22 protein-coding genes and 2 pseudogenes are annotated in these 25,716 nt (G+C 71.2%); 12 read left to right on the forward strand and 12 right to left on the reverse strand.

From position 1 onward, the window contains the following. Nucleotides 1–74: 74 nt before the first annotated feature. The 4 genes and pseudogenes from dnaK to JOE64_RS01445 all read left to right on the forward strand — a co-directional run. Nucleotides 75–1,946, forward strand: a complete 1,872-nt coding sequence (gene dnaK / locus JOE64_RS01430) for a molecular chaperone DnaK (protein ID WP_204962569.1) — start codon at nt 75–77, stop codon at nt 1,944–1,946. An 8-nt stretch (nt 1,947–1,954) separates the two neighbouring features. Next, on the forward strand, nt 1,955–2,524 hold the full coding sequence (locus tag JOE64_RS01435) for a nucleotide exchange factor GrpE (protein WP_271202428.1): 570 nt from the start codon (nt 1,955–1,957) through the stop codon (nt 2,522–2,524). Nucleotides 2,525–2,539: 15 nt separating this feature from the next. Continuing rightward, nucleotides 2,540–3,532: a DnaJ C-terminal domain-containing protein gene (locus tag JOE64_RS01440; RefSeq protein WP_204962571.1), complete on the forward strand. Its 993-nt coding sequence runs from the start codon at nt 2,540–2,542 to the stop codon at nt 3,530–3,532. A gap of 2 nt (nt 3,533–3,534) precedes the next feature. Then, nucleotides 3,535–3,957: pseudogene (locus JOE64_RS01445) on the forward strand (heat shock protein transcriptional repressor HspR); the annotation flags it as partial. Between the two features lie 77 nt (nt 3,958–4,034). Here the strand turns inward: JOE64_RS01445 and JOE64_RS14865 are convergent. Continuing rightward, nucleotides 4,035–5,194 (reverse strand): annotated as a pseudogene (locus tag JOE64_RS14865) (DUF2252 domain-containing protein). 232 nt (nt 5,195–5,426) lie between these two features. Next, nucleotides 5,427–6,029, reverse strand: a complete 603-nt coding sequence (locus JOE64_RS01455; protein WP_204962573.1) for a hypothetical protein — start codon at nt 6,027–6,029, stop codon at nt 5,427–5,429. 215 nt (nt 6,030–6,244) lie between these two features. Between JOE64_RS01455 and JOE64_RS01460 the strand changes: the two genes are divergently transcribed. From JOE64_RS01460 to JOE64_RS01470, 3 genes are all read left to right on the forward strand, one after another. Continuing rightward, nucleotides 6,245–7,468, forward strand: coding sequence for a glycosyltransferase (locus JOE64_RS01460; protein WP_271202414.1), 1,224 nt, complete (start codon nt 6,245–6,247; stop codon nt 7,466–7,468). A gap of 9 nt (nt 7,469–7,477) precedes the next feature. Further along, on the forward strand, nt 7,478–8,575 hold the full coding sequence (locus JOE64_RS01465) for a glycosyltransferase (protein ID WP_204962574.1): 1,098 nt from the start codon (nt 7,478–7,480) through the stop codon (nt 8,573–8,575). A gap of 375 nt (nt 8,576–8,950) precedes the next feature. Then, nucleotides 8,951–9,943, forward strand: coding sequence for a GlxA family transcriptional regulator (locus tag JOE64_RS01470; RefSeq protein ID WP_204962575.1), 993 nt, complete (start codon nt 8,951–8,953; stop codon nt 9,941–9,943). Nucleotides 9,944–10,004: 61 nt separating this feature from the next. On the opposite strand, the gene JOE64_RS01475 is transcribed toward JOE64_RS01470, so the two are convergent. The 5 genes from JOE64_RS01475 to JOE64_RS01495 are packed head-to-tail and all read right to left on the reverse strand — an operon-like array spanning nt 10,005 to nt 13,446. Next, complete coding sequence (locus JOE64_RS01475) at nt 10,005–10,559, reverse strand: hypothetical protein (RefSeq protein WP_204962576.1); 555 nt, start codon at nt 10,557–10,559, stop codon at nt 10,005–10,007. Nucleotides 10,560–10,569: 10 nt separating this feature from the next. Next, on the reverse strand, nt 10,570–11,163 hold the full coding sequence (locus JOE64_RS01480; RefSeq protein ID WP_204962577.1) for a hypothetical protein: 594 nt from the start codon (nt 11,161–11,163) through the stop codon (nt 10,570–10,572). A gap of 8 nt (nt 11,164–11,171) precedes the next feature. After that, the gene (locus tag JOE64_RS01485; RefSeq protein ID WP_204962578.1) at nt 11,172–11,753 is read right to left on the reverse strand and encodes a hypothetical protein; all 582 of its coding nucleotides are present in this window, start codon (nt 11,751–11,753) and stop codon (nt 11,172–11,174) included. Next, complete coding sequence (locus tag JOE64_RS01490) at nt 11,750–13,156, reverse strand: hypothetical protein (protein ID WP_204962579.1); 1,407 nt, start codon at nt 13,154–13,156, stop codon at nt 11,750–11,752. The genes JOE64_RS01485 and JOE64_RS01490 overlap by 4 nt, the downstream gene beginning before the upstream one ends. After that, nucleotides 13,153–13,446 carry a hypothetical protein gene (locus JOE64_RS01495; RefSeq protein ID WP_204962580.1) on the reverse strand — a complete coding sequence of 98 codons (294 nt, stop codon included), beginning with the start codon at nt 13,444–13,446 and terminating at the stop codon, nt 13,153–13,155. The genes JOE64_RS01490 and JOE64_RS01495 overlap by 4 nt, the downstream gene beginning before the upstream one ends. 156 nt (nt 13,447–13,602) lie before the next feature. On the opposite strand from JOE64_RS01495, the gene JOE64_RS01500 reads away from it, so the two are divergent. After that, nucleotides 13,603–15,843, forward strand: coding sequence for an ATP-dependent Clp protease ATP-binding subunit (locus tag JOE64_RS01500; protein WP_204962581.1), 2,241 nt, complete (start codon nt 13,603–13,605; stop codon nt 15,841–15,843). Between the two features lie 376 nt (nt 15,844–16,219). On the opposite strand, the gene JOE64_RS01505 is transcribed toward JOE64_RS01500, so the two are convergent. From JOE64_RS01505 to JOE64_RS01525, 5 genes are all read right to left on the reverse strand, one after another. Further along, nucleotides 16,220–17,083: a UbiA family prenyltransferase gene (locus JOE64_RS01505; protein ID WP_307821440.1), complete on the reverse strand. Its 864-nt coding sequence runs from the start codon at nt 17,081–17,083 to the stop codon at nt 16,220–16,222. A gap of 83 nt (nt 17,084–17,166) precedes the next feature. Next, nucleotides 17,167–18,429 (reverse strand): FAD-dependent oxidoreductase, encoded by a 1,263-nt coding sequence (locus JOE64_RS01510; RefSeq protein WP_204962582.1) that lies wholly within the window; start codon nt 18,427–18,429, stop codon nt 17,167–17,169. After that, a complete protein-coding gene (locus JOE64_RS01515; RefSeq protein WP_204962583.1) occupies nt 18,426–19,136 on the reverse strand; it encodes a methyltransferase domain-containing protein in 711 nt (236 codons plus the stop codon). The genes JOE64_RS01510 and JOE64_RS01515 overlap by 4 nt, the downstream gene beginning before the upstream one ends. Next, complete coding sequence (locus tag JOE64_RS01520; RefSeq protein ID WP_204962584.1) at nt 19,133–20,503, reverse strand: type III polyketide synthase; 1,371 nt, start codon at nt 20,501–20,503, stop codon at nt 19,133–19,135. Before JOE64_RS01520 ends, JOE64_RS01515 begins: the two co-directional genes overlap by 4 nt. A 104-nt stretch (nt 20,504–20,607) precedes the next feature. Further along, complete coding sequence (locus JOE64_RS01525; protein ID WP_204962585.1) at nt 20,608–21,189, reverse strand: nitroreductase family protein; 582 nt, start codon at nt 21,187–21,189, stop codon at nt 20,608–20,610. 694 nt (nt 21,190–21,883) lie between these two features. Between JOE64_RS01525 and JOE64_RS14745 the strand changes: the two genes are divergently transcribed. The 4 genes from JOE64_RS14745 (at nt 21,884) to JOE64_RS01545 (ending at nt 25,708) form a co-directional block, all read left to right on the forward strand. Then, nucleotides 21,884–23,233 carry a response regulator transcription factor gene (locus JOE64_RS14745; protein ID WP_204962586.1) on the forward strand — a complete coding sequence of 450 codons (1,350 nt, stop codon included), beginning with the start codon at nt 21,884–21,886 and terminating at the stop codon, nt 23,231–23,233. A gap of 116 nt (nt 23,234–23,349) precedes the next feature. Continuing rightward, a complete protein-coding gene (gene rraA, locus JOE64_RS01535) occupies nt 23,350–23,820 on the forward strand; it encodes a ribonuclease E activity regulator RraA (protein WP_204962587.1) in 471 nt (156 codons plus the stop codon). 58 nt (nt 23,821–23,878) lie between these two features. Then, nucleotides 23,879–24,259 (forward strand): VOC family protein, encoded by a 381-nt coding sequence (locus tag JOE64_RS01540; RefSeq protein WP_204962588.1) that lies wholly within the window; start codon nt 23,879–23,881, stop codon nt 24,257–24,259. A 141-nt stretch (nt 24,260–24,400) separates the two neighbouring features. Next, the gene (locus JOE64_RS01545; RefSeq protein WP_204962589.1) at nt 24,401–25,708 is read left to right on the forward strand and encodes a cation:proton antiporter domain-containing protein; all 1,308 of its coding nucleotides are present in this window, start codon (nt 24,401–24,403) and stop codon (nt 25,706–25,708) included. Nucleotides 25,709–25,716: the final 8 nt, after the last annotated feature.

Raw genomic sequence — 25,716 nt, forward strand, 5'->3', positions numbered from 1 at the left:
CATCCGTCACAAGTTGAGCCTCTACGACTCAACCCTCAGCTTTCCTCATCAGCCACGAACAAGGAGAAACACACATGGCACGTGCAGTGGGTATCGACCTCGGGACGACGAACTCGGTCGTCTCCGTCCTCGAGGGCGGCGAGCCGAAGGTCATCACCAACGCCGAAGGCTTCCGCACGACCCCCTCGGTCGTCGCGTTCACGAAGGACGGCGAGGTGCTCGTCGGCGAGACCGCCAAGCGCCAGGCTGTGACCAACGTCGACCGCACGATCTCCTCCGTCAAGCGCCACATGGGCACCGACTGGAAGACGCAGCCGATCGACGGCAAGCAGTACACGCCGCAGGAGATCTCGGCGCGCATCCTCCAGAAGCTCAAGCGTGACGCCGAGCAGTACCTGGGCGACAGCGTCACGGATGCGGTCATCACGGTGCCGGCGTACTTCAACGACGCCGAGCGTCAGGCCACGAAGGATGCCGGGGAGATCGCCGGCCTCAACGTGCTGCGCATCATCAACGAGCCCACCGCGGCGGCCCTGGCCTACGGCCTCGACAAGGGCAAGGAGGACGAGCTCATCCTCGTCTTCGACCTCGGTGGTGGCACGTTCGACGTCTCTCTGCTCGAAGTGGGCAAGGACGACGACTTCTCCACCATCCAGGTGCGCGCCACCGCCGGTGACAACCGCCTCGGCGGCGACGACTGGGACCAGCGCCTCGTCGACTACCTGATCAAGCAGTTCAAGGACACGACCGGCGTCGACGTCTCAGGCGACAAGATCGCGCTGCAGCGCCTCAAGGAGGCCGCGGAGCAGGCGAAGAAGGAACTCTCGTCATCGACGAGCACCTCGATCAACCTGCCGTACCTGTCGCTCACCGACTCGGGCCCCGTGTCGCTGTCGGAGACGATCACGCGCGCGAAGTTCGAGGACCTCACGAAGGATCTGCTCGACCGCACGAAGAAGCCGTTCAACGACGTCGTCGCCGAGGCGGGCATCAAGGTCGCCGACATCGACCACGTGGTCCTCGTCGGCGGCTCGACCCGCATGCCGCAGGTCACCGAACTCGTCAAGCAGCTCACCGGCGGCAAGGAGCCCAACAAGGGCGTCAACCCCGATGAGGTCGTCGCCGTGGGTGCCGCCCTGCAGGCCGGTGTCCTCAAGGGCGAGCGCAAGGACGTGCTGCTGATCGACGTCACCCCCCTGAGCCTCGGTATCGAGACCAAGGGTGGCATCATGACGAAGCTCATCGAGCGCAACACCGCCATCCCGACCAAGCGCAGCGAGACGTTCACGACCGCCGACGACAACCAGCCGTCGGTCGCGATCCAGGTGTTCCAGGGTGAGCGCGAGTTCACGCGTGACAACAAGCCGCTCGGCACCTTCGAGCTGACCGGCATCGCGCCGGCTCCCCGGGGCATCCCGCAGGTCGAGGTCACGTTCGACATCGACGCGAACGGCATCGTGCACGTGTCCGCGAAGGACAAGGGCACCGGCAAGGAGCAGTCGATGACGATCACGGGCGGCTCGAGCCTCCCGAAGGAGGACATCGACCGCATGGTGCGCGAGGCTGAGGAGCACGCCGCCGAGGACAAGAAGCGTCGCGAGTCGGCAGAGGTGCGCAACCAGGCCGAGACGCTCTCGTACTCGATCGAGAAGCTCATCAAGGACAACGAGGACAAGCTGCCGGCCGAGGTCAAGGACTCCGTCCAGGCCGACGTCGACGCGCTGAAGTCCGCGCTGGCCGGTGAAGACGAGGATGCCGTGAAGACGGCCTTCGACAAGCTGAACGCGTCGCAGTCGCAGCTCGGCGAGGCCATCTACGCCGCGTCGCAGGCCGAGGGCCAGAGCGCCGACCCGTCGGCGACCGACCCCGGTGCCGGCGAGGTGCCGAACCCCGAAGAGGATGTCATCGACGCCGAGGTCGTCGACGACGAGGACGAGAAGAAGTAAGAAAGCGGATCATGACCAAGGACTTCGAGAACGAGGTCCCCGGTGACGAGGGGTCGGATGCCACGGCATCCGGCCCCGACTCGCAGGAGGACTCCCTGACGGTCGACGACATCCTGGGCGCCGAGCAGACCGACGACGCTGCCATCGCCGAGGCATCCGATGAGGACAAGGATCTGCTGCTGGACCTCAAGCGGGTGCAGGCGGAGTACGCCAACTACCGCCGGCGCACCGAGGAGCAGCGCCAGGTCGAGATCGACCGCGCCAAGGGCTCGGTGGCCAAGGGCCTGCTGCCCGTGCTCGATGACCTGGACCGCGCCGAGAAGCACGGCGATCTGGCCGAGGGCTCGGCGCTGTCGGTCATCGCGGACAAGCTCCGCGGCGTCGTGTCCCGCCTGGGAGTGGAGACCTACGGCGCGGCCGGCGAGGCGTTCGACCCGCAGCAGCACGAGGCGATCTTCCAGGCTCCCACTCCGGGTGTGGAGACTCCCACGATCCTGGAGGTCGTGGAGGTCGGCTACCGACTCGGCTCGCTCGAGCTTCGCCCCGCGAAGGTCGTCGTCGCCGTCCCGGCCGAGTAGTCGGAGAGGACCCGTATGGCCAGTCAGGACTGGTTCGACAAAGATTTCTACAAGGTGCTGGGGGTGTCCAAGGACATCTCGGACGCCGATCTGAAGAAGGCGTATCGCAAGCTGGCGCGCAAGTACCACCCCGATTCCAACCAGGGTGATGCGGCCGCCGAGGCGAAGTTCAAGGAGATCAGCGAGGCCTACTCGGTGCTCTCCGACAAGAATCAGCGCGAGGAGTACGACCAGATCCGTGCGATGGGGTCGGGCGGCGCCCGCTTCCAGGCGCCCGGTGCCGGTGGCGCGGGCGGGTTCGAGGATGTCTTCAGCCGCTTCGGCGGCGGCACCCGCGGGTCGTACCAGCAGGCCGACTTCGACGACCTGTTCTCGATGTTCGGGCAGCAGAGCGGCGGGTTCGGCTCGGGCCGGTTCGGTCAGTCGTCGGGCGGCTTCCGCGGCTACGGCGGGCCGCAGCGCGGCGCGGACGTCACGGCGCGGACGACCCTCGACTTCCAGACCGCGGTCAAGGGTGAGACGATCAGCCTCGCCGGCGAAGACGGCAAGCCGTTCAAGGTGAAGATCCCCGCCGGCGTCGCCGACGGACAGAAGATCCGCCTGCGCGGTCGGGGGCGCCCCTCGCCCGACGGCGGCGAGCCGGGTGACATCGTCGTGCAGGTCAGTGTGCGGCCGCATCCCGTGTTCACGCGTGACGGCCTGAACCTGCGCCTCACGGTGCCGGTCACCTTCACCGAGGCTGCGCTCGGCGCCACCATCGAGGTGCCGACGCTCGGCGGCGACCCCGTGAAGCTGCGGGTCGCGCCCGGCACCCCGTCGGGGCGCGTGCTGCGGGTCAAGGGCCGCGGAGTGCAGTCGTCGAAGGGCACCGGTGATCTGCTCGCCGAAGTGCAGGTGGCGGTGCCGACGCACCTCGACGACGAGGCGAAGGAGGCGCTCGAACGCTTCCACGAGCTCGAGCCGAAGGAAAACCCGCGCGCAGAGCTCATGGCGAAGGCCCGGGAGTAGCCATGGCGACGGACGAGATCCCCGACGACGAGGAGCCGATCTTCGCGATCGCGGTCGCGGCCGAGCTCGCCGGAATGCATCCGCAGACGCTGCGGCAGTACGACCGGCTGGGCCTCGTCACGCCCGGGCGCACGCAGGGCGGCTCCCGTCGCTACTCGCTGCGGCACGTCAAGCAGCTGCGCGAAGTCGCGGCACTGTCGGCGGAGGGCATGAACCTGCCCGCGATTGCGCGCCTCATCGAGATGGAGAACGAGGCACGCGTGCTGCGGCGCCGTGTCGCCGAGCTCGAGCAGCAGTTGCGCGACGAGGTGGAGCGTCGCTCGCGCATCTTCGCCGCTGGCGCGTCCGGCTCGGTCGTGACGCTGCGCCAGGGCACGCGCGTGCGCCGTGCCACCGACGTCGTCGTGTGGCGCCCGGCTCAGCCGACGACCGAAAGTCGCCGTAGGACCGAGGGCGCGGCGCGGGTGCCGTCGATCTCTGACGGCGGCTGCCGTGCGGCCGGTCAGCGCCCGCGGGCGACGAACGCGTCGTAGTCGCGGCGCGAGAGCTCGGCGTAGGCGTACGACCACTCGACGATCGCGTCGGCGACGGCGGCGCCCGTGCCGATGTAGCCGACGACCTCCGCGGCCGTCGGCGACTGGCCGTGCGCCCGCGCGAGCACCGTGGCGCATGCCTGCCCGTAGAGGACGAACGACGCATCGTCGAGCGTCTCGGCATCGATGCCGCCCTTCATGTCGCGGAACTGGCGGACGTAGTAGTCGTGCCCGCCGGCCGAGAAATGCCCGAGGCACGGGTCGGACACGCCCTGCAGGATGCGCTGCATGGCGACGACCCGGCCCCCCTCGCCGCTGCCGGCGACGTACGCCTCGACCTCGGCTGGTTGCGGGCGCGCGCCGTACCCGGCGAGGACGCTGCGGCCGGCCTCCTTGGTCTGCATGAGCAGGGTGTCGCCGTCGCCGTCGACGAGCGCCGTCACGAAACAGCGCGTCCCGACGCTGCCGACGCCCACGACCCGGCGTGCCGTGTCGGCGATCGTGTAGTGACGCAGCAGCAGGCGGATGTCCGCATTCGTCGTCTCCAGGTACTCTTCGAGCCCGGCGGTGAGAGTCGCCTCGAGCTCGGCGTCGAGGTGGACCGTGGTCGGGGGTGCCTCGACGAACCGCGGGCGACCGGAGGCATCCGGTGCGATGAGCTTTCGGGCCGCCCGGTCGGACGTGCGCTTCTCGGCGTCGGCGATCGCCGCGCGCAGCACTCGTCGCGCGCCCTTGCTCGACGAGTGCAGCCCGCCTTCGGCGTCGAAGTGCTGGTAGTACCGCGCGGGGGGGTCGCCTCGCGCGCCTCGCGCAGCGCGGTGGTGTACGCGCGGACAGTCGCCCGCGCGGCATCGGCGACCACCGCGTCGTCGCGTGCGGTGGCCTGGCCGGCGATCACCATGCTCGCCACGAGCCGCTTCACGTCCCACTCCCACGGCGCCCACGCGGATTCGTCGAAGTCGTTCAGATCGAAGACGAGAGTGCGCTGAGGAGAGGCGTAGAACCCGAAGTTCGCGACGTGCGCGTCGCCGCACGAGGCGACCTGGATGCCCGAGGTGGGGCCCGCCGCGAGATCGGCCGCCATGAGCGCGGCCGTGCCGCGGTAGAAGGCGAACGGGCTCGCCGACATGCGCTCGACGCGCAACGGCACCAGGTCGGCCAGACGCGTCGCGTTCTGGTCGTCGAGGATCCCGAGGGGATCGCGGCCGGTGGTGACGAGCTCGCCGAGCGAGCGCCGGGGCACGGCCCGGCGGATCGTGCGCCCGTGCGCGAGCGCATCGGCGGTGGTCGCGGCGGTGTCGGTGTTCGGGCTCACGGGGTCATCCTGGCACTGCCGGGAACCGGGCGACACCTGGGCGCGCTCAGGAGGGATCGATGCGCAGGACGGGGCCGCCCTCGCCCACCGTGAGGTCACCCGCGATCCGAAGCGAGCGGGCGAGGTCGTCCACGGCGCCGATCACGGTGCCGAACCGCTCGCGGTCGCCGCCGACGGCGGTCACCGTGACGAGGTGAGAGCCGTCGTCCCACGTGTACGTCGCGAACGGCGGCGGCACGGCGCCCTCGCGTGCGGGCGGGGTCGGCATGACGAGTTTCTCGCCCACGCCGAGGTAGGTGCCGCGGAAGGACTCCGTGTCGTCGTACTCCATCGGCATCATCGCGCGAGCGGCCCGCAGCTGCGGCGTCAGCGGCTGCACCTGCGCCATGACGACGACCAGCTCCGGCTCGGGCTTCCAGACCCAGACCAGCACACGGCCGTCCGCCCGACGCAGCAGTGCCGGAGCGGCCTGGCTCATCGCCCAGGCGGCGATTCGTCCGCCCGGCCGCTCGGCGGCGCCCATCGCCGCATTCGCCTGCGACAGCAGCATCCGAATCGCTCGCTTGCGCGCGCGGCGCCCGCCGAACCCGAACGAGTCGGTGACGGGAACCCAGCGGGCGGGGTCGGCGTCGGCCTGCAAGCGCATCATGCCTCCAGGGTAAGCGCCCGCCTCTCGCCCCGCCGGGCCCCGCGACACCTCACCTCTGTACGCTTTCGCGGCGTGTTGCGTGACACACGGGAGGTTTCGCGGGGGTTGCCGCGGGCCGGGGCGTCTCAGCGGGTTGCCGGGTGCCCTCGGGTAAGCTGACGGGCACCGCCGGCGCACCCGTCGGCGATGCCGCAGAGAGTAAGCAACCACCACCCGTGACTCCCACCGCGATACCTCCCGCGCATCCGGAGGGCGAGCCCCGCGCGACCCGCGAGCCCCTCACGATCGTCATCGCCGCCGACACCTTCGCGCCCGACGTCAACGGCGCCGCCCGCTTCGCCGAGCGCCTGGCCGCAGGTCTCGCCGGCCGCGGCCACCACGTGCACGTCGTGACCCCCAGCGTCGGCCACCGCAACCACGGCGTGTTCACCGAGAACATCGAGGGTCAAGACATCACGGTGCATCGCCTGCCCGGCGTGCGCTGGCCTCCACACGACTGGCTGCGTTTCGTATGGCCGTGGCGCAGCAAGCACTATGCGCGCAAGGTGCTGGATGCCGTGCAGCCCGACGTCGTGCACAGCCAGTCGCACATCGTGATCGGCCGGGGCCTCACCCGCATCGCGCACCAGCGCGGCATCCCCGTCATCGCGACGAACCACGTGATGGCCGAGAACATCATCGACTTCACGACCCTGCCTCCCGTGCTCGACAAGATCGTCGTGAAGCTCGCGTGGGACGACGCGAAGCGCACCTTCGACATGTCGCGCGCCGTCACGACGCCGACCCGGAAGGCCGCCGAGTTCCTCGAGGACACGATCGACATCACGGGCGTCATCCCGATCAGCTGCGGCATCGACAAGCGCAACTACACGCCCGACCTGACGCCGCGCGAGCATCACCGGGTGCTGTTCGTGGGCCGCCTCACCACCGAGAAGCACGTCGAGGTCACCCTTGCCGCGATCGCGAAGCTCGCACCCGAACTGCCGAACATCACGTTCGACATCGTTGGCGGCGGGGATCAGCGCCGCAACCTCGAGCAGACGGCGCAGCGCCTCGGCGTCTCGGACCGCGTCACGTTCCACGGGCGCGTCGACGAGCAGCAGCTGCGCGCGTCGTACGGCACCGCGGACGTCTTCGCGATCGCCTCGATCGCCGAGTTGCAGTCGATCGCCACGATGGAGGCCATGGCATCCGGCCTGCCGATCGTCGCCGCGAACGCCGTCGCGCTGCCGCACCTCGTGCAGGATGGCGTCAACGGCTACCTCTTCGAGCCGGGTGACGTCGACGACCTCGCCGACAAGTTGCGGCGCGTGCTCACCGCCTCGCCGGAGGAGTACCTGCGCATGCAGCAGGCCTCGCTCGACGGCGTCGAGATCCACGACATCGAGAAGACGCTCGACACGTTCGAGAAGCTGTATCGCGGCGAACCGCTGAGCTGAGCGGCATCCATGCGCCTGCTCTTCGACGCGCGGTACATCCGCACCGACTTCCACGACGGCATCAGCCGCTACTCCGCCGAGCTGGCCGCCGCCGTCGCCGCGGCGGCGCCGGCGCGCGGCGTCGAGGTCGTTTTCCTGATCCACGACGAGGCGCAGCGGGCCTTTCTGCCCGAGGGAGCGAAGGTGCTGCGCTTTCAGGCCCCGACGTCGGTCGCCGAGCCGTTCGCGGCGCTGCGCCTGAATCGCCGCCGACCGGATGCCCTGTTCTCGCCCATGCAGACGATCGGAGCGCTCGGGCGGCGGTTCGGGCTCATCCTGACCCTGCACGACACGATCTACTACCGCCACCGCACGCCGCCGCGCGACCTGCCCTGGTACGTGCGCCTGGGGTGGCGGCTGTTCCACCTGTCGTACGTGCCCCAGCGGCTGACGCTGAACGCCGCCGATGCAGTCGCGACCGTCAGCGACACGAGCGCTGCCGAGTTCGCCCGCGTGCGACTGACGAAGAGGCCGGTCGTGGTCGTGCCCAATGCGCCCCAGCGGCTGTCGGACCTGCTGCCCGAGGGCACCGAGGTCGTGCCGGGTGCCGAGAACCTCGTCTACATGGGGTCCTTCATGGGCTACAAGAACGTCGAGACGTTGCTGCGCGCCGCCGCCGCCCTCCCCGGCCGCACGCTGCACCTGCTCTCGCGCATCAGCCCGGAGCGCCAGGCAGAGCTCGAGGCGCTGATCGAGCCGCGCGGGGCATCCGTCGTCTTCCATGGCGGCGTGACGGATGCCGAGTACGCGGCTCTTCTCGCCGATCGGGCCGTGCTCGTCACGGCATCGCTCGACGAGGGCTACGGTCTTCCCGTCGCCGAGGCGCTCGCCCTCGGCGTACCCGCGGTCGTCACCGACATGCCGATCTTCCGCGAGGTCGCGGGCGACGGTGCGCTGTACGCCCCGGGCACGGATGCCCCGGCCTTCGCCGCGGCCGTGCGCTCGCTCGACGACCCGGACGTTCACGCCGCGACGGTCGCGGCGGGAACGGCCCACATCGCGCGATTCTCGTGGAGCCGGTCGGCCGAGGTGCTGCTCGACGCCGTCGAGGCCCTGCCGCGCCGCTGACCTCGCGGCCTCGACGGCCCCAGGGGCGCCGCGTCGGGAGCGGCTGTGCGCCCGGCATCCCCCGTCCGGAGGCGCCGTTGTGCGGGTGGTTGAGGCATCCACCCGCGGTTCGGCGCCTCTGAAACGCGAGCGAGCGAGCGCGCGCGCCGCGGCGCCGCCAGGGGCAGGAGCAAGGGCGGATGCCTCAGGGGAGTCTCGAGCGGTCGGTGCGGACGGGGCGATAGCCGTCCGTGACGAGGGCGTGGACGGTCGCGCCGACGGACACGACGACGACGAGAGCGGCGATGATGAAGAAGATGACCATGGCAGAAAAGCTACGGGCGCTTTGAGAAGGTCACGAGTGGCAGGACTGCACAAAGGAGTACGATTCCTGCCATGAGAACCGTCGCGTGCGTCGTCCAGTCCGGATTCGCCCCCTTCGAGTTCGGACTCGCCTGCGAGGCCTTCGGTCTCGATCGCTCGGACGATGGCATCCCGACCTTCGACTTTCGCGTCGTGACGCCCGATCCGGGCGCCGTGCCGAGCAACCTGCGCTTCTCGATCAACGTCGACGACGACCTCGCGTTCGCCGACGAGGCCGACCTCGTCGTCGTCACGCCGATCCCGCGTGAGCGGTGGTCGAGCGTGGACGCACGCGTCGTCGAGGTCGTGCGCCGGGCGGTGGAGCGGGGTGCCTGGGTGCTGACGGTGTGCAGCGGCGCGTTCGTGGTCGCGGCGGCGGGGGTGCTCGACGGCAGGCGAGCGACGACGCACTGGCGGTATGCCCAGACGATGGCCGCGATGTACCCCGAGATCGACGTCGATCCGAACGTGCTCTACGTGCAGGACGGGCGCATTATCACCAGTGCCGGCACCGCGGCGGGGCTGGATGCCTGTCTGCACCTGCTGCGACTCGAGCTCGGCGCCGAGATGACCAACACCATCGCCCGGCGCATGGTCGTCGCGCCCCAGCGCGACGGCGGTCAGGCGCAGTTCATCGCGAAGCCTCTGCCCGAGTCGACGTCGCTGTCGCTCGCGCCGGTCACCGAGTGGATGCTCGAGAACCTGACCCTGGACCTGTCGGTCGACCAGCTCGCCAGTCGCGCGCACATGTCGCCGCGCACGTTCGCCCGCCGGTTCAAGGCCGACTACGGCACGACTCCTGCGGCGTGGCTCGGGCGTCAGCGCATCATCCACGCGCAGCGGCTGCTCGAGCACACCGAGCTCGGGCTGGATGCCATCGCCGCCGACTGCGGGTTCGGTTCCGCGGCGGTGCTGCGGCAGAACTTCGCGCGCACGCTCGGGGTCACCCCGACGGCCTATCGGGCGCGCTTCACGTGCGCACCCCGCGAATCGGCACCCGCGGAGCGGGAGGCGATCGCCTCCTGACCGCGGGTCGCTCGGCCCCGGGCATTCGGCACCCGGCGCCGCGCGCGTCGCGACCCGGGGGTCAGGCGAGGCGGATGCTGCGCGCGAGCTCGTCGACCACGGGGTCGAGAGCCTCCGCCAGCGGCAGGTCCGAGCCGGCCGTCAGGACGACGATGTCGCGCTCGGGCGTGCGCCACACCCAATTGGTCGCGCGGACGATCGTGTCGCCCTCGGTGCGTACCCACCGCGTCGACTTCGTGCCCGCTCCCAGCGACTCCGAGGCGAAGGCGACGACCTCGGGCTCGCGGATGGCCGGCCCCTGATCCTCGTGGGTGAGATCGGTCAGGGCGACATCCTCCCGGCGCGGCAGGTCGTAGACATCGACGATCGCGTGCGGAGCCGTGATGTTCGGCAGGTGCACGAAGCGGATCGTGCCCGAGCGATTGCTCCGCACCGCGCCGACCAGGTACGCGCGCAGCCAGTCGACCAGCGAGGCGGGCGCCGCGGTGCGTCCCTCCCCACCGAAGGCGCGCGCGACGGCATCCGCCCACTGCGTCTCGTCGGCGAACGACTCCCAAGGGAAGACGTTCGGCACGTAGACCCATCGGTCGAGGTCGTAGTCCATCTCGATCGCCATCGGAGTCCTCTCAGTCCCACCGGAGTGTGCGCAGCAGCAGGTCGCCGAGCTCAGTGAGCCCGTCGACGATCGGAGCGAGCTCGGCATCCGCTTTCCCGCTGATCGTGCAGATCGCCCGTAGCTCACCGTCGCCGCCCGGGATCGGCCAGACGAAGCGCAGGCGCAGGAGCGGCGCCATCTCGTCGGCGCTCGCCGGGGGCGTGAACCTCACCGTCTCGCGCACGGCCTCTCCGGCCGACGTGGTGACGGTCTCCCGCGCCGCCGAGGGCGACGGATCCTCCTCGTCGCTGTCGGCGGCGGGCGCGGTGCTCCTCGAGGGAGCGGGCGCGGTGCTGATCGCGATCGTGAGCGACACGGGCGCACGCCACGCCACACCCATCGGAACGACGAGGTCGAGCGCCCCCGCATCGCGCGCGCTGCGGGCCGAGGCGACGAGCTGCGCCGCGGCGCGATCGATCTGCGGGCCGTAGCTGTCGCGAGGAAGATCGCGGTAGTGCCGGCGGACGAGATCCGCGACCTCGTCGTCGGTCGAGCGCGCGACGGGGATGAGCAGGAAGCCCGGCGGCAGGACGAGCCGGTAGCGCGGGGGTGCGATGTCGTTCACGGGGTCCTTCACTGGCGCGGAGGGCGACGCGTCACCCAGTCCCAGGGTCGTCGCGGCGTGCGGCGCACGATCTCCTTCGGCGGCACCACCGTACCGTCCTCGTCGATGTACTCCCGCCAGGTGCGCGGCACGAGTCGCAGGGCACCCAGCAGCATCCGCGCCACCGTCACGACGATGAGCGCGAACTGGAGGAGGGCGAGGATGTCGACACCGAAGTAGTTCGCGCGGCCCTGATGCGCCTCCGCGGCGGCGGTGGCGGCGGCGAGGAACACCGTGGTGCTGAAGGTGAAGACGAGTACCGTCAGGAACGTGCCGCGGGTCGTCGCCCGCGGGCCCTTCAGCGGCAACGGCAGTGAGCCGATCGCCAGCACGGCGAGAAGCAGCGTCATGGGGTACGCCGCCCACCACGGCGGCACGAACGCCGGGAAGCCAGCGGGCACGCTCCCCTCCGTCACGAAGGCGCCGGTGACGAGCTGACCGACGAGCAGTCCGACCGTCGGCAACGCGCCGAACACGATCCAGAGAATCGTCGCGAGGAAGAGGCCGTCGCCGAAGCGCGCCTCCCGGGCGACCTGACGCGTCAGCCTCATGGCGCGGAAGGACTGCGCCAGTCCGCCCCCATCGGCGCCTCGAAGAGGCCGGGAATGGCCCCGTACACCTCGTTGAGACCGGTCGTGAGGGTGCTCAGCGGGGTAGGTACCCCCGTCTGGTCCTCCGCCCAGTGGATGAAGTCGTTCCCGCGGCCGATGCCGATGCCGACCATGTTGTAGCCGTCGATGGCCGAGCCGATCTTTCCCATGGTCCCGACGACACCCTTCAGGCCGTCGACGCCGCTCGTCACGAGGTCGTCGATGGCCCCTCCGGCGCCGAGTCGGGCCTGCGAGGCGATCTGGTCGAACTCGGAGATGATGATGCTGTCCGACTTGCGGATGCCCTTGATGGCGTCGTCACCCCAGTGCGTGACCACCTGGGCGAAGTTCGGCCGCGCGCGCAGCACGCCCGCGCTCTCTTCGGCGACCATCCGCATCGGCTGGCGGAGCGAACCGACGAGACCGCGGTCGAGCAGATTGCCGACGACCTGGCGTGCGCCGTTCCCCCAGACCATGCCGGGGCTGCGCACGGCGAGCGTCGCGGCGCGCCCGCCGCGTAGGGCGACCGTGCCGAGCTTGATCCCCGCCAGAGCGGCGGTGCCGACGCCGAAGGTCAGCACGCCGATCGCGTCGAGAGCGAAGTCGAACCACGAGCCGTCGCCGGAGGAGGCCAGCAGGAAGCTGAGCCCCATGGATACGACGGCGAGCCCGAGGGCGATGGGGGCGAGCACCGGGAAGAAGATCGACAGGACGCCGACGATGGCCGTGACGACCGTCAGGATGTCCTTGACGACCTTCAGCCATCCCGCGTTCTGGTGCACCCAGTCCAGGACGTTGTCCCACACCGAGTCGTTGAGCTCATCGCTGGACACCGTCTGCGAGATCGTGGATGCCGCCGCGTCACCCGCGCGTTGGACCCGTTCGACGGCGGCGGCATAGGCGGACTCCGCCTGCGCCAGGTCGGTCGTGGCCGTCGCGCTCATCGACGAGTAGCGTCGCGCGGCATCCGTCGCCTCGGCGAGCTCGTCGGGGTCGACCGTCTGCCGGCTGGCCTCGCGAGCCTCGGTCAGATTGCGCTGGGCGTAGCTGTGTCGCAGCTGGGCCGCGCCGTGGGCGAGGATCGCGGACTCCGCCTGCTGCTGCGCGTGCTCGAGCTCACTCGCGAACGTGGTGAGAGCCGAACCGGCGACCTCGTAGCGTTCACGGATGCGGGAGAGGAACGTCTTCGTGTCGCCGATGGTGCCGGCCAGGGCGTCGACGGCCTCGCTCGTCTCGCTCTCGGAGGCGTCGATGACCGCCTGCAGCATCTCGACCGCGTCCGAGACGGCGCGCGCAGTGGAGCGGTAACGCGAGGCGTGCTCGCGAATGCCGGCGACGTCGCCGCCGATGGGTGCCATGGTCATCCGTTGCTTCCGTTCTGGAGTTTGTCCGCCAGCTGGCCGTCGACACCCTCGAAGGCATCTGCCGCGCCATCGGCGCGCTTCTGGAGCTGGTCCACACGATCCGCGAGGTCTTTGCGGCGACGATCCCACCCCGAGGCGAACTCGCCCACGGCGGAGGCGAGTCGGGTATGCGGGATCATTCCCGACAGGGCATGCGCATCCCCGTCCGCGGCGGTGAGGGTGCCATGGACGGTCGCGAGCTGGGACGCGAGGTTTCGGAGGTTGTCCGTATTGACGACGAGATCGGCCACGTCGTCACTTTAGGCGGGCGGTCGGCGGGACGCGATGGGGAGTACTGCCCATCGTCCGTGCCCCGTGTCGGCCGCCCCTTGCCGCAGGCATTGCTGTTTGGTAAAGTTGAGCCCAGATGGCTCAAGTTTGAGAATCGCAGATTTCGAGGAGAACGAATGAACGCACAGCCCCAGCCCGGGCAGGACGAGCAGCAGAGCGCGCTCGAACAGTTCGGGATCAACCTCACCGACCGTGCCCGCCAGGGCAAGCTCGACCCCGTCATCGGCCGCGACAGCGAGATCCGCCGCGTCAGCCAGGTGCTCACCCGCCGCACGAAGAACAACCCCGTCCTCATCGGCGAGCCCGGCGTCGGCAAGACCGCCGTGGTCGAGGGCCTCGCCCAGCGCATCGTCGCCGGAGACGTGGCCGAGTCGCTCAAGGACAAGGAGCTCGTCTCGCTCGACATCTCCGCCCTCGTCGCGGGCGCGATGTACCGCGGTCAGTTCGAGGAGCGCCTGAAGAGCGTCCTCAAGGAGATCACCGAGTCCGACGGGCAGATCATCACCTTCATCGACGAGCTGCACGTGCTGATGGGCGCGGGCGGCGGCGAAGGCTCCGTCGCGGCATCCAACATGCTCAAGCCCATGCTCGCGCGCGGCGAGCTGCGCCTGATCGGCGCGACGACCCTCGACGAGTACCGCGAGTTCATCGAGAAGGATGCCGCGCTCGAGCGCCGCTTCCAGCAGGTGTACGTCGGCGAGCCGAGCGTCGAGGACACCATCGCGATCCTCCGCGGCCTCAAGGAACGCTACGAGGCGCACCACAAGGTCGCCATCGCCGACGGCGCGCTCGTGGCCGCGGCATCCCTCTCGAACCGCTACATCCCCTCTCGCCAGCTGCCCGACAAGGCGATCGACCTGATCGACGAGGCCGCATCGCGGCTGCGCATGGAGATCGACTCGGCCCCGCTCGAGATCGACGAGCTGCGCCGCCACGTCGACCGGCTGAAGCTCGAAGAGCTCGCCCTCAAGCGCGAGAAGGATGCCGCGTCGAAAGAGCGCCTCGCGACGCTCCGTGACACGCTCGGGGGCGAGCAGAAGCGCCTCGACGAGCTGCAGGCCCGGTGGGAGCGCGAGCGCGCGTCGCTGAACGCCGTCGGCGACCTCAAGACGCGGCTCGACCAGGCCCGCATCGAGGCCGAACGTGCGCAGCGCGAGGGCAACCTCGAGAAGGCGTCGCGCCTGTACTACGCCGAGATCCCGGCGCTGGAGCGTCAGGTCGCGCAGGCCGAGAACGCCGAGGCCGCCGAAGGGGGCGAGCGGATGGTGAACGATCAGGTGACCGACGCCGACATCGCCGCGGTGATCGCCGCCTGGACGGGCATCCCGGTAGGGCGCCTGCTGCAGGGCGAGAGCGAGAAGCTCGTGCATCTCGAAGCCGAACTCGGCGAGCGACTGATCGGGCAGAAGGATGCCGTGAAGGCGGTCTCCGACGCCGTGCGCCGCTCGCGCGCCGGCATCAGCGACCCGAACCGGCCGACGGGGTCGTTCCTGTTCCTCGGACCGACGGGTGTCGGCAAGACCGAGCTCGCCAAGGCGCTCGCCGAGTTCCTCTTCGACGACGAGCGTGCGATGGTGCGCATCGACATGAGCGAGTACGGCGAGAAGCACTCCGTCGCCCGGCTCGTCGGCGCCCCTCCGGGGTACGTCGGCTATGAGCAGGGCGGTCAGCTCACCGAGGCCGTGCGGCGGCGCCCGTACTCGGTGGTGCTCCTCGACGAGGTCGAGAAGGCGCACCCCGAGGTCTTCGACATCCTCCTGCAGGTGCTCGACGACGGACGTCTCACCGACGGTCAGGGACGGACCGTGGACTTCACGAACACGATCCTGATCCTGACGTCGAACCTGGGCTCGCCGATCCTGATCGACCCGACCCTGTCGCCCGCCGAGAAGCGCGAGCAGGTCATGGCGCTCGTGCGGACGGCGTTCCGCCCCGAGTTCCTCAACCGCCTCGACGACATCGTGATGTTCCAGGCGCTGTCGCAGGACGACCTGGCGCAGATCGTGGAGCTCTCGGTCGACGCGCTGCAGCGGCGCCTGCACGACCGTCGCCTGACGCTCGCGGTGACCCCGGATGCCCGGGCCTGGCTCGCCGAGCGCGGCTACGACCCGATCTTCGGCGCCCGGCCGCTGCGCCGCCTCATCCAGTCCGAGATCCAGGACCGTCTCGCGATGGCGTTGCTGTCGGGCGGCGTGCGCGACGGCGACCTCGTGAAGGTCGACGTCGCCGCGGACGGGTCCGCGCTCGTGCTGACGAGCGCGGGCGCCTCGCCGGAGACCGTCGCGGAGGCCGCGGATGTCTCGGACGCGTCCGCTGCCGATGACGACGTGATCCAGGCCGAGCTCCTCGACGAGTAGGCCGCCCGCCGGGCATCCTGATGCGGGGCTGTGTCGTTGCCGCGCGCGGTCACGCATCGCCACGGCCTGCCGTTGCTGGCCGCCGAGAAACCACTTTCGTCGCGAGAAACCACTTTCGTCGCGAGAAACCACCCCCGCAGGCGTTTCTCGCGACGAGAGTGGTTTTTCGTGTGTGTGGGGCGTCGCGCAGGTGCCTGCGGGCGGGGGCGGCGTCGCGCGCGAGAAACCACGTTCGGGGTGAGGAACCACGGCCGCACGTGTTTCTCGTGTCGGTGTTGGTTTCTCGCGGTGTTCGTGTGGGAACTATGCGCGGGTGCGTCGGGTCTCGCGCTCGGTGATGCGCCTCGCGGGTGACGATCCGAACGGATGCCAGGAATCAGCCCGCGAGGCGCACGCCGGTCAGGGCGAGTTGCAGCACGAGGACGAGTGCGGCGAGCATCACCAGGCGGAAGACGACCCGGTCGGGGTTCCGCAGGGCTCTGACGAGCCCGGTCGCGCCGATCACGACGACGCCCAGCAGCCCCAGTCCTGCGACGAGGACCGCGATCGAAACCTCCCCGCGTGTTCCCGCGAGAAGCGCGCCCCCGAGAGCGACGGCGGCGGCGCCCGCCGTGAGCGCCGCGAACGCGATGATCGCGCTCGCGCGGCCGCCGACACGGTGGGGGAGGCCGCGCACGCCCGTGGCGGCATCGTCGTCGAGATCGGGCAGCACGTTCGAGAAATGCACCGCGATGCCGAGCGCCGCCCCCGCGGCCGTCGCCCACGGCGAGGCGACCATCGGGTCGGCGCCGGCGAGGGTCGCCAGCGATGGGAACAGGCCGAAGCTCACGGCGAACGGCGCAACGGATGCTGCGGTGCGCTTGAGCCACAGGTTGTAGCTCCATGCCGAGGCGAGCGCGACGGCATGCGCCGCGAGAAAACCGGCACCGAGCAGCGCCGACAGGGCCAGGGCGAGGAGGAGCGCGGCGCCCGCGGCCGACCCCACCCCGCGCGCGGAGATCTCGCCGCGCGCGATCGGCTTGTCGAGGCGGCCGACCGTGCCATCCCGCCGCGCGTCGATCGCGTCGTTCGACCAGCCGACCGACAGCTGACCCGCGAACACCGCCCCGACCAGCAGCGCCAGTCGCGAGAGATCGAGCCCCGCCGCGGTGCCCAGCAGGAGCGACAGCGTCGACACGACGACCGTGGGCCCCGGATGGCTCGACCGCCACAGTGCGCCGAGCACGGATGCCCGACGCACTCGGCGCCGTGGTGCACTCCGCTCATCCGCAGACGAGGGCCAGGCGCCGGGGCGGTGCACCGGGCGCCCGCCGCCCGTCGCACTCACCGCGGCACCTCGAACAGTCGCGCGCCGGGGTCGAAGCCCATCGCGTACGCGCGGGCCAGCAGGCCCGCCGCCGGCGTGGCGAGAGCGGCCCGCACCCCCGCCACGGCGACCGGACGCGCCGGTCGGCCGAGCGCCGTGTTGACGCCGGCGATGCGACCGGCGCGCGACGCGGCGGCGAGCCGGGCCCGCTCCCAGGCCGCGAGGGGGCCGGCGACGTCCGCCGGCACAGTCGCGGGGGAGCGGCCGGCACCGACGCCCGCGCCTGGCGCCGTCGACCTGATGGCTCGACCGGATGCCCGTGACTCGGCACGGACCCAGCGCGCGAGCAGGGGGGCGAGTGTGACCGCATCGATGAGGCCGAGATTCATGCCCTGCCCACCGATCGGGCTCACCTCATGGGCGGTGTCGCCGATCGCGATGACACGGCCGGAGCGCATCGCCGCGAGACCCGATCGGGCGACCCCGAACGCGGTCGCATCGCCCACGGCCGAGGCGGCGGCATCCGACGCGGTCCGTGTCGCGACGGCCTCGCGCAGCCGGTCCGCGGGGGCGCCGTCGTCCCCGGGCCCGATCCAAGCGACGTAACGGCGTCGTCCGGCCGGCAGGGGGAACGATTCGAGCACTCCCCGCGCGTCGAGATGAACGACCGCGCGGTCGCCGTCGGGACCGTTGTCGGTGCAGTCGGTCATCAGGTACCGGTCCGGGTATCGGCGCATCCGGGCCGCCAGCGGCAGCAGCCCACGCGCGCGTACGCCGCCGGCGACCACGACGATCCGCGCCGCTCGGGCCGTTCCGTCGGCGAGGCGCACATCGACCCGATCGCCGTGCGGCGCGAGCGCGGTCACCGCCACGCCGCGGTCGGGCGCGGGTGCGCCCCAGTCCGCCGCCGTTTCGACCACCGCGGCCTCGGTCTCGGGTTGGGGGAGGGTGGCGACGTAGGGATGCCGCGTGCGCAGCCGCTCGAAGCGGACGACCCCCAGGGTGCGGCCGGCGCGACGGGCTTCGCCCTCGTGCACTCGCCGCGCGCGGGCGAGCAGTCGATCGGTCGCTCCCGACGGCTCCATCGCCGCGAGCGTGGTCGCGTGCACGCCGACGGCGCGGGTTCGGAGAGCCGCCGCGGCCGGGTCGGCTTCCGAGGCCGCATCGGCCCGGCGCCGTTCGATCACCGCGGCGGAGACCCCGTGGCGCGCGAGCTCTGCGGCGAGCAGCACGCCGACCGGGCCACCGCCGACGATGACGACGTCCTCGAGCGGTGTCATGCCGGGCTCCGGCGGGTCACGAGCAGACGGAATCGACCGCCGTGCTCGACGGTCCAGCCCTCCGGCAGACGTGCGGCGAGCTCGCCGGGTGTCCAGCTGCGCCGGATGGAGCGCAGGCCGTCCGTCCGCAGGAAGCTGCCCGGTGCGAGCGGGGTGATTCCCGCGGCGTAGGCGGCGTATGCGAGACGCGACCGGGAGATGTCGGAATGCACCACGAGCGCCGTGCTCAACGACGCCGAATCAGCGAGTAGACCGCGCAGCTGTGCATCGTCGAGGTGGTGCAGCAGGTGGTTCGAGATCACGACGTCGAACTGGCGACCGCCGCGCTCCCCCTCCGCGACGAGGTCGGCGCTGTGCGCCTGACGGAAGGTGACACCGTCCACGGGACGGCGTCGCGCCACCTCGAGCGCCCGGGCGTCGGGGTCGATGCCGACGCCCTCGAGCGAGATCCCATCCCGTGCTGCGGCGGCGGACAGCCGTCGCAGCACGTCGCCGCCCCCGCACCCGATGTCCAGCACGGTGAGGCGGCCACCGCGCTCGCGGGCAAGCGGGCGCACGTGGCGGCGGTACACATCGCCCCAGCCCGAGACCAGCCGGTTCACGATGTCGAAGCGCTGGAGGGTCCGGCGCAGCCGCGCGGGATCGCACTGGGGGTCGTCCATCAGTTCGCGCAGGTCCGCGTCGCGCCGCCCGAGCCCGGCGCTCATCGCACGGCGACCGCGTCTGCACGGGTGCGTGAACCGTCGGCGACGTATGGGCGGGCGGGCGCCGCGGCATCCGTCTCGTGTGCACCCTGCCGGATGCCGGTGCGCACCGTCATCCGCGCCGACTCGACGGTCAGCCCCGGCGCGAAGGCGACCGCGACGAGCGGGGCGCCGTCGACCGCGCTCGGGTCGTCCAGGAGCCGTTGCAGGATGAACACGATCGTGGCGGACGACATGTTGCCGTAGTCGCGCAGCACCTCGCGCGAGTGGCGGAGCGCGCCGGGGGCCAGAGCGCACGCCGACTCGACACGGTCGAGGATGCTGCGCCCACCCGGGTGCACCGCCCACACGGCCTGCGCGCTCGAAGCCTCCGCCGCCTCCGCCGCCGAAGACTGCCGATGCTCGTCCGCGCCACCGCCCGAGGCAGGCAGCAGATCGCCGGCGACGGGCGCGAGCGCGGCCCGAACCTCTCGCCCGACGATCCGCGGCACCTCGGCGGTGAGGGTCATCTCGAAACCGTGGTCGCCGATCGTCCAGCCCATGGCCGACTCGCCCTCGTCGGTGATCGCGGTCGCGAACCGGTCGAGGTCGATCCGGGGTGTCGTGGGGTCGGATGCCGCCGTCACGACCGCGGCGGCGGCCCCGTCGGCGAAGACCGCCGACGACACGATCTGGTCGGGATCGGTCGAGGCGCGCACATGGATCGTGCACAACTCGGCGCAGACGACGAGGACGACGGCGTCCGGTTCTGCGGCACAGATCCGTGCGGCCGAACGCAGCGCCGGCAGGGCGGCGGCGCACCCGAGGAACCCGAGATGCTCGCGCGAGACGGTCGTGCGCAGGCCCAGGTCGCGCACCAGGCGAAAGTCGGGGCCGGGCGCGAAGAACCCGGTGCACGACGCGGTCACGACGTGGGTGACGGCGGAGGCATCCGTCTGCGACCGCGCGAGCGCGTCACGGGCCGCGGCGGCGAAGAGGCCCGGTGCTTCGCGCACGTAGACGTCGTTGCGGACGCCGGTCGGCGGAGACAGGATGCGCCGGTCGCCGGCGTCGACGAAGGCTGAACCGGCGGGCGCATCCGCGGTGTCGCCGGGGCCTGCGGTGGTCGCCAGCTCGGGCAGCACGCTGTGCCGCGTGGCGATCGAGGACTGGTCGAACGCCGCGCCGATCAGACGCCGGGTCAGTCGGTCGGCTCCGGGCTGCACCGCGAACAGATCGCGCACCGCATCCTGGGCCAGCCGGGTGGGCGGGACGGCGGTTCCGATCCCGATGATCGCGGCCGTGCGCCGCTCACCGATCGGGCGGTCGCCGCCCGCCGGCGGAAATCCGGATCCCGACGCGGGGCGCGGGGGTGCGGAGTGCTCGGCCATATGCGCAGGCTACGTGTGCGAGCCGCGCGGCGACAGACCGGTTGCGCCTCGACGGTGGGTGTGCTGCATCGCGTCGGTCCCGTCCGATGCAGCACACCACCGGATCAGTCGTCGAGAAGGAGCGACTCGGCGATCGGGCGCCGTGTGCGCGGGGCGAGTTCGCGCTCGCGCAGGGCCTCGGGGGCCGTGTCGATGTCGCCGAGAGCGCCGACGGCCATGACCGTCACCGCCGCGAGGTCGTCGCCGAAGCCGAACGCCGCACCGATCGCGTCGCGGTCGAAACCGCCCATCTGGTGCGTGTGCAGTCCCGACGCGTGTGCCTGGACGGTGAAGTGCGCAGCGGCCTGGCCGGTGTCGTACGCGGCCCACGGCAGCGGCTTGCCGTCGAGGGATGCCGCGGCGGCGAAGACGACGAGCGCAGCGGCATCCGCGGCCCACGACTGGTTGAAGCCCATGAGCGCGCCGACGATCTGCGCGTGCGCGGCAGACCCGCGGCGGGCCACGACGAAGCGCCACGGCTGCGTGTTGCTCGCGGACGGAGCCCACCGCGCGGCTTCGAGCGCGCTCGACAGGGCATCTTCGTCGATCGGCGTGGTTGCGTCGAAGATCCGGGTGCTCCAGCGCTCGGCGAGGACGTCGAGGATGGGCGACGCGGTGTCGGCGGTGTGGGTGATGACAGAACTCATGACGACTCCTGAGAACGGTGGGTGGGACATCCGATGAGGGGACGCCGTCGGCCCCGACCGATCCAACAGCATGGACCGTGGATCTGTTCCCACGCTGACGCGGGATGACCGCGGCAGCGCGAGAATGGGGTATCTGCGGGGGTATTTTTCGCCGCGAGGCGGTCGGCGGCACCTGAGGAATCGATGCGCGCCTGCATACTCGACCTCTGATGACACGGTCATCGGCTCTCCTCATCGTGGAGCGCGGCGTTCGCCCTCCCGATGGGTGGCGCCCGACCGGGGATGTCGGGGGGGGGGGGGGGGTCCCCGGCAAGGCGCACAGCGCCCGGGGCGACTGCGGCCCCCGAGGCGGCCTGAACCGGATGGCGGCGGCCGGGGCGGTACGCTCGGTCCGAACGGCCGGCACGGGAGGCATGCGCCGGTGGACGTCCTGCCGAAGGGTGAGCACAGTGAGCGATGCCGGCCCCAGCGAGCTCGACACTCTCGAGGCGTTGCTGATCGAGCGGTGGTACGACATCGACGACGCGGCCGCGCGGCGTATCGTCGCCGCCGCTCGGGAACTGACCGACGTCGACCTGCTGCAGCATCCGACCTTCGCGGTGGGGGCCGTGATCGCTTCGGATCTCGTCCGAGACGCCGGAGGTGCGCCCGGCGGAGATCGTGCGTCTCTGCTGGAGCGTTTTCGTGCCGTGCCGTGGTCGCGGAGGCGATCTCCCTCGAAGCCGGCCATGACTCGAGAACTCCGCGGGGTCCCCGCTGGGTGCTGGCGGGCATGGTCGCCGCGCGCTGGAGCGGGGACTTCGCGACCGCGGAGTCCCTTTCTCCGCGGCTCGCGTCCGTCCCGACCGGCGCCGGCATCCGGGCGCAGCTGTTCGACGAGGCGCACCAGCTCGATCGTCCCGGCCAGATCGCCCTGCAGCGAGGCATCACCGAACTTCTCGTCGGCCGGACCGGCGCAGCCGTGGAGCTCTTCGCTCAGGCCCACCGCGCGGGCGGAGAGCCTCCCTTCCGTCATTTCGCCGGTGTGAACGCCGCAGCCAACGCCGCAATGCTGGCGGCGATCGACGGACACGATGTGGTCGCCGAGACCTGGTTGAGGCGCGCTGGACCGCTGGAGAGTCTTCCTGAGTGGTGCCGCGACCTCGTGGGGCTGGGATCCGTGGTGGCATCCACTGTGCTCGCGGCCGATGCGCTGGATCTCGCGACGGCGGAGGAGCTGGCGGCGCGTCTGGAGAACGCGGGGGACCGCTTCGAGCTCTGGCCGTTCCAGCTGTACGCGCTCACCCAGGTCGATCTCGCCGCCGGTAGACCGGTTCGCGCCTACACCCGGCTCAAGCAGGCCGGATTCGAGCGCAACCTCACCATCGCCACCGAGGCCATCGCCGATCACGTGGTCTTCCGCGCCTATCTGGACACGCTGATCGCCGGCGGCGAGGGCGGACTCGTCTTGAGGCTCGCCGAGCGGCTCGGCACGCCGCTGCGCTCTCTCGTCCCGATCGCTCGGACGCGCCTCCTCGCCGGCGCCGACCTGGGCGCGGCGCGCGTCGCCGCGCGGGGGATGCGGCGGGTGCTCATGCCGAAGCGCGATCTGTGGGAGTCGGCTGTCGTGCACGCGGTCGCCCGCATGCGGCTCGGTGATGCGGAGGCCGCCCGGCGCTCCTTCCACATCGTCGTGACCGACGATCCCCGGTCGCTGCCGTCGATCCTCGCTCGGCAGCGTGCCCAAGACGTCGAAGACCTCTACGCGCTGACCGGCGCCGACGCGCCGGATGTGCCGCGCTACTCGGCCCCGGTGCCGCTGGACGCGAGTGTGGCCGCGCTCACGCCGCGCGAGCTCGGAGTGCTGCAGCACATCGTCGACGGGCTGAGTGTCGCGCAGATCGCCGCCGCCGACGTCACGTCCGAGCACACCGTGCGCACGCACATCAAACGGATCTATCGAAAGCTCGGTGTCTCGGGGCGGCAGGAGGCCATCGCGCGAGCCAACCAGGACGGTATCGTGCGCTGGGAGCATCAGGACGGACGGATGGGCACCCGTGTGTAGAGCCGTCGCCTCGCTGCCGAAAGCTCACGCTGCGCCCTTGCCGCGGCGTGAACAACCGCGGATCTTCCCGTCGGATGCCTCGTCCCCCGCGGTCTCGGGCGGCGTAGCGTGACGTCATGACCACCATCGCCACGGCCGACCTGTACGATGAGCGCGCGGGCGAGGTCGACTCGCTCGCCCTGCAGCTGCACGATCTCGGGGGCCGTATCGCGTTCGACGGGCCTGTTCGCACGATCCGCTGCCACCGAGACAACGCCCTCGTGAAGGCGACACTCGCCTCGCCCGGAAACGGAGCCGTCCTCGTCATCGACGGCGGAGGCTCGCTGGAGTCGGCCCTGGTCGGCGACATCATCGCGGCATCCGCCGTCGCCCACGGGTGGGCGGGACTCATCGTGCACGGCGCGGTCCGCGACCGCGCGGCGATCGCGGACCTGCCCCTCGGGGTCAAGGCGCTCGGCTCCAATCCGCGCACCAGTGCGAAGGAGGGCATCGGCGAGGTCGACGTGCCCGTCGAGATCGCGGGAGTCGTCTTCCGCCCGGGTGCGCACGTCTGGGCCGACGCCGACGGGGTGCTCGTCGAACGATAGGGCTTGCGTCCCGCCGTGCAGAGGCGGAGGGTGGACCCATCGGACGAGGGGAGTCTCCATGATCGCGTTCACCGGTGCCTTCTCCGGATTCTCGGTCGACGACGTCGATGCCGCGGAGGCCTTCTACCGCGACCGGTTGGGCCTCGACGTGGTTCGCAACGAGATGGGCATTCTGGAGATCGCCCTCCCGGGCGGCGGTCGCGTCATCGCCTATCCGAAGCCCGATCACGCGTCGGCCGTGTTCACGGTGCTGAACCTGACGGTCGCCGACATCGACGCCGCCGTGGACGCGCTCAACGAGGCGGGCGTCGTGACCAAGATCTACGACGATCCCGACGACGGCACGGATGCCCGGGGCGTGTCCCGCGGCCGCGGGCCCGACATCGCGTGGTTCCGTGACCCGGCCGGCAACGTGCTGTCGGTGATCGTTCCGGTCTGAGCCGACGTCGACCCGAGGACCCCGGGCCCTCCCTCCGGCATCCGTGCGCCCGATCACACCCGGCGGCATCCGGACGGCGGGCGCGGGCTCGGGCAGACTGTTCCCCGGGGCGCCGCCGGGGTGCCGACGGAAAGGTGCACCGTGCCGCTGATCTTCCTGTGCGGGCTCGTCGTCATCGCGCTGTGGTCGCTGGTCAGCCACCGGTTCGAGCGGAGCGGCGTGGCCGGTCCGGCCGTCCTGGCCGCCGCCGGCGCCGCGCTCGTCTTCATCGATCTCACGGGGTTCGCCGACGCGGTCGGAAGCGATGGGGCCGAGCACGTCGTCGAGCTGATCCTGGCGGTGCTGCTGTTCGTCGACGCCTGCGAGGTCGAGGGTGGGATGTTCGGCGGAGAGGGTCGCGTCATCGCGCGGCTCGTGCTGATCGCGCTGCCGCTGTCGCTGCTCGCCGCCGTGCTCAGCGGCTTCCTGCTGCTGCCCGATCTGAACGTGCTCGTGCTCGTGGTGGTGGCCTGCGTCGTCATGCCGACAGACTTCGCCCCCGCGGCGACCCTGCTGCGCTCGCCGCGGATCCCACCGCGCATCCGGCGGATCCTCAATGTCGAGAGCGGCTACAACGACGGCCTCGTCTCGCCCGTGTTCGGCATGGCGCTCGCCGCCGCCGTCGCGCTGCCCGCGCTGGTGGCCGCCGCCGACGGCACCACGCTCAGCGCCCAGACCGAGGCCGAGCTCGAAGAGCACGCCGCCGAGTTCGTCACCGCGTTCTTCGGTGCCGTCCCTGCGACGCTCGTCGCGATCGTCATCGGGGTCGCGCTCGGCGGATTGTTCGGCTTTCTGGTCCGCGGGGCGGTGCGGCGCGGATGGGCGGATGCCGCGGGCATCCGCTATGCGATGCTCCTCGTGCCGCTCGTCACCTTCGCGGTCGCGACGCTCAGCGACATCGCGGCGAACGGATTCGTCGCGGCGTTCGTCGCCGGCATCGTCTACCGCATCACCCGCACGCGCCGGCTCGAGGACCGGGCGATCCCGCACGCCGAGGTGCTGCTGGTGGAAGAGGCGGGCACCCTCGCCGCGAACCTCGTCTGGTTCGTCCTCGGCGCGATGACGACGATCGTCGTGCTGAACGGCTTCGATGCGCGGATGCTCGTGCTCGCACTCCTCGCGCTGACCCTGTTCCGCGCCGTGCCGGTGTACCTCGCCCTGCTCCGCTCGTCGGTGCCGTGGTCGTCGCGCACCCTCATCGGCTTCGTCGGCCCGCGCGGCACGGCCACGATCGTGTTCGGGCTGCTCGCCTTCAACAAGCTGCCCGACAAGGAGGGGCTCGATGTGCTCGCCCTCACCGTGTTCACGGTGGTCGGCAGCATTGTGCTGCACGGGCTCGTCGCTCCGCAGATCGTGAAGCGGCGGATGCCCCCGTCGGTGTCGACGGGGGCATCCGCCACCCTCCGCTGAGGAAGGTC

This window comes from Microbacterium dextranolyticum (genome assembly GCF_016907295.1).
GTDB classification, from domain to species: domain Bacteria; phylum Actinomycetota; class Actinomycetes; order Actinomycetales; family Microbacteriaceae; genus Microbacterium; species Microbacterium dextranolyticum.

Excerpts from the sequence above, each read along its gene's own strand:
- JOE64_RS01440 (WP_204962571.1), top strand. The coding sequence starts at position 2,540 with ATGGCCAGTCAGGACTGGTTCGACAAAGATTTCTACAAGGTGCTGGGG.
- rraA (WP_204962587.1), top strand. The coding sequence starts at position 23,350 with ATGACCACCATCGCCACGGCCGACCTGTACGATGAGCGCGCGGGCGAG.
- JOE64_RS01525 (WP_204962585.1), bottom strand. The coding sequence starts at position 21,189 with ATGAGTTCTGTCATCACCCACACCGCCGACACCGCGTCGCCCATCCTC.
- dnaK (WP_204962569.1), top strand. The coding sequence starts at position 75 with ATGGCACGTGCAGTGGGTATCGACCTCGGGACGACGAACTCGGTCGTC.
- JOE64_RS01490 (WP_204962579.1), bottom strand. The coding sequence starts at position 13,156 with ATGACCATGGCACCCATCGGCGGCGACGTCGCCGGCATTCGCGAGCAC.
- JOE64_RS01510 (WP_204962582.1), bottom strand. The coding sequence starts at position 18,429 with ATGACACCGCTCGAGGACGTCGTCATCGTCGGCGGTGGCCCGGTCGGC.
- JOE64_RS01540 (WP_204962588.1), top strand. The coding sequence starts at position 23,879 with ATGATCGCGTTCACCGGTGCCTTCTCCGGATTCTCGGTCGACGACGTC.
- JOE64_RS01485 (WP_204962578.1), bottom strand. The coding sequence starts at position 11,753 with ATGAGGCTGACGCGTCAGGTCGCCCGGGAGGCGCGCTTCGGCGACGGC.
- JOE64_RS01500 (WP_204962581.1), top strand. The coding sequence starts at position 13,603 with ATGAACGCACAGCCCCAGCCCGGGCAGGACGAGCAGCAGAGCGCGCTC.
- JOE64_RS01470 (WP_204962575.1), top strand. The coding sequence starts at position 8,951 with ATGAGAACCGTCGCGTGCGTCGTCCAGTCCGGATTCGCCCCCTTCGAG.
- JOE64_RS01465 (WP_204962574.1), top strand. The coding sequence starts at position 7,478 with ATGCGCCTGCTCTTCGACGCGCGGTACATCCGCACCGACTTCCACGAC.
- JOE64_RS01520 (WP_204962584.1), bottom strand. The coding sequence starts at position 20,503 with ATGGCCGAGCACTCCGCACCCCCGCGCCCCGCGTCGGGATCCGGATTT.
- JOE64_RS01475 (WP_204962576.1), bottom strand. The coding sequence starts at position 10,559 with ATGGCGATCGAGATGGACTACGACCTCGACCGATGGGTCTACGTGCCG.
- JOE64_RS01515 (WP_204962583.1), bottom strand. The coding sequence starts at position 19,136 with ATGAGCGCCGGGCTCGGGCGGCGCGACGCGGACCTGCGCGAACTGATG.
- JOE64_RS01455 (WP_204962573.1), bottom strand. The coding sequence starts at position 6,029 with ATGATGCGCTTGCAGGCCGACGCCGACCCCGCCCGCTGGGTTCCCGTC.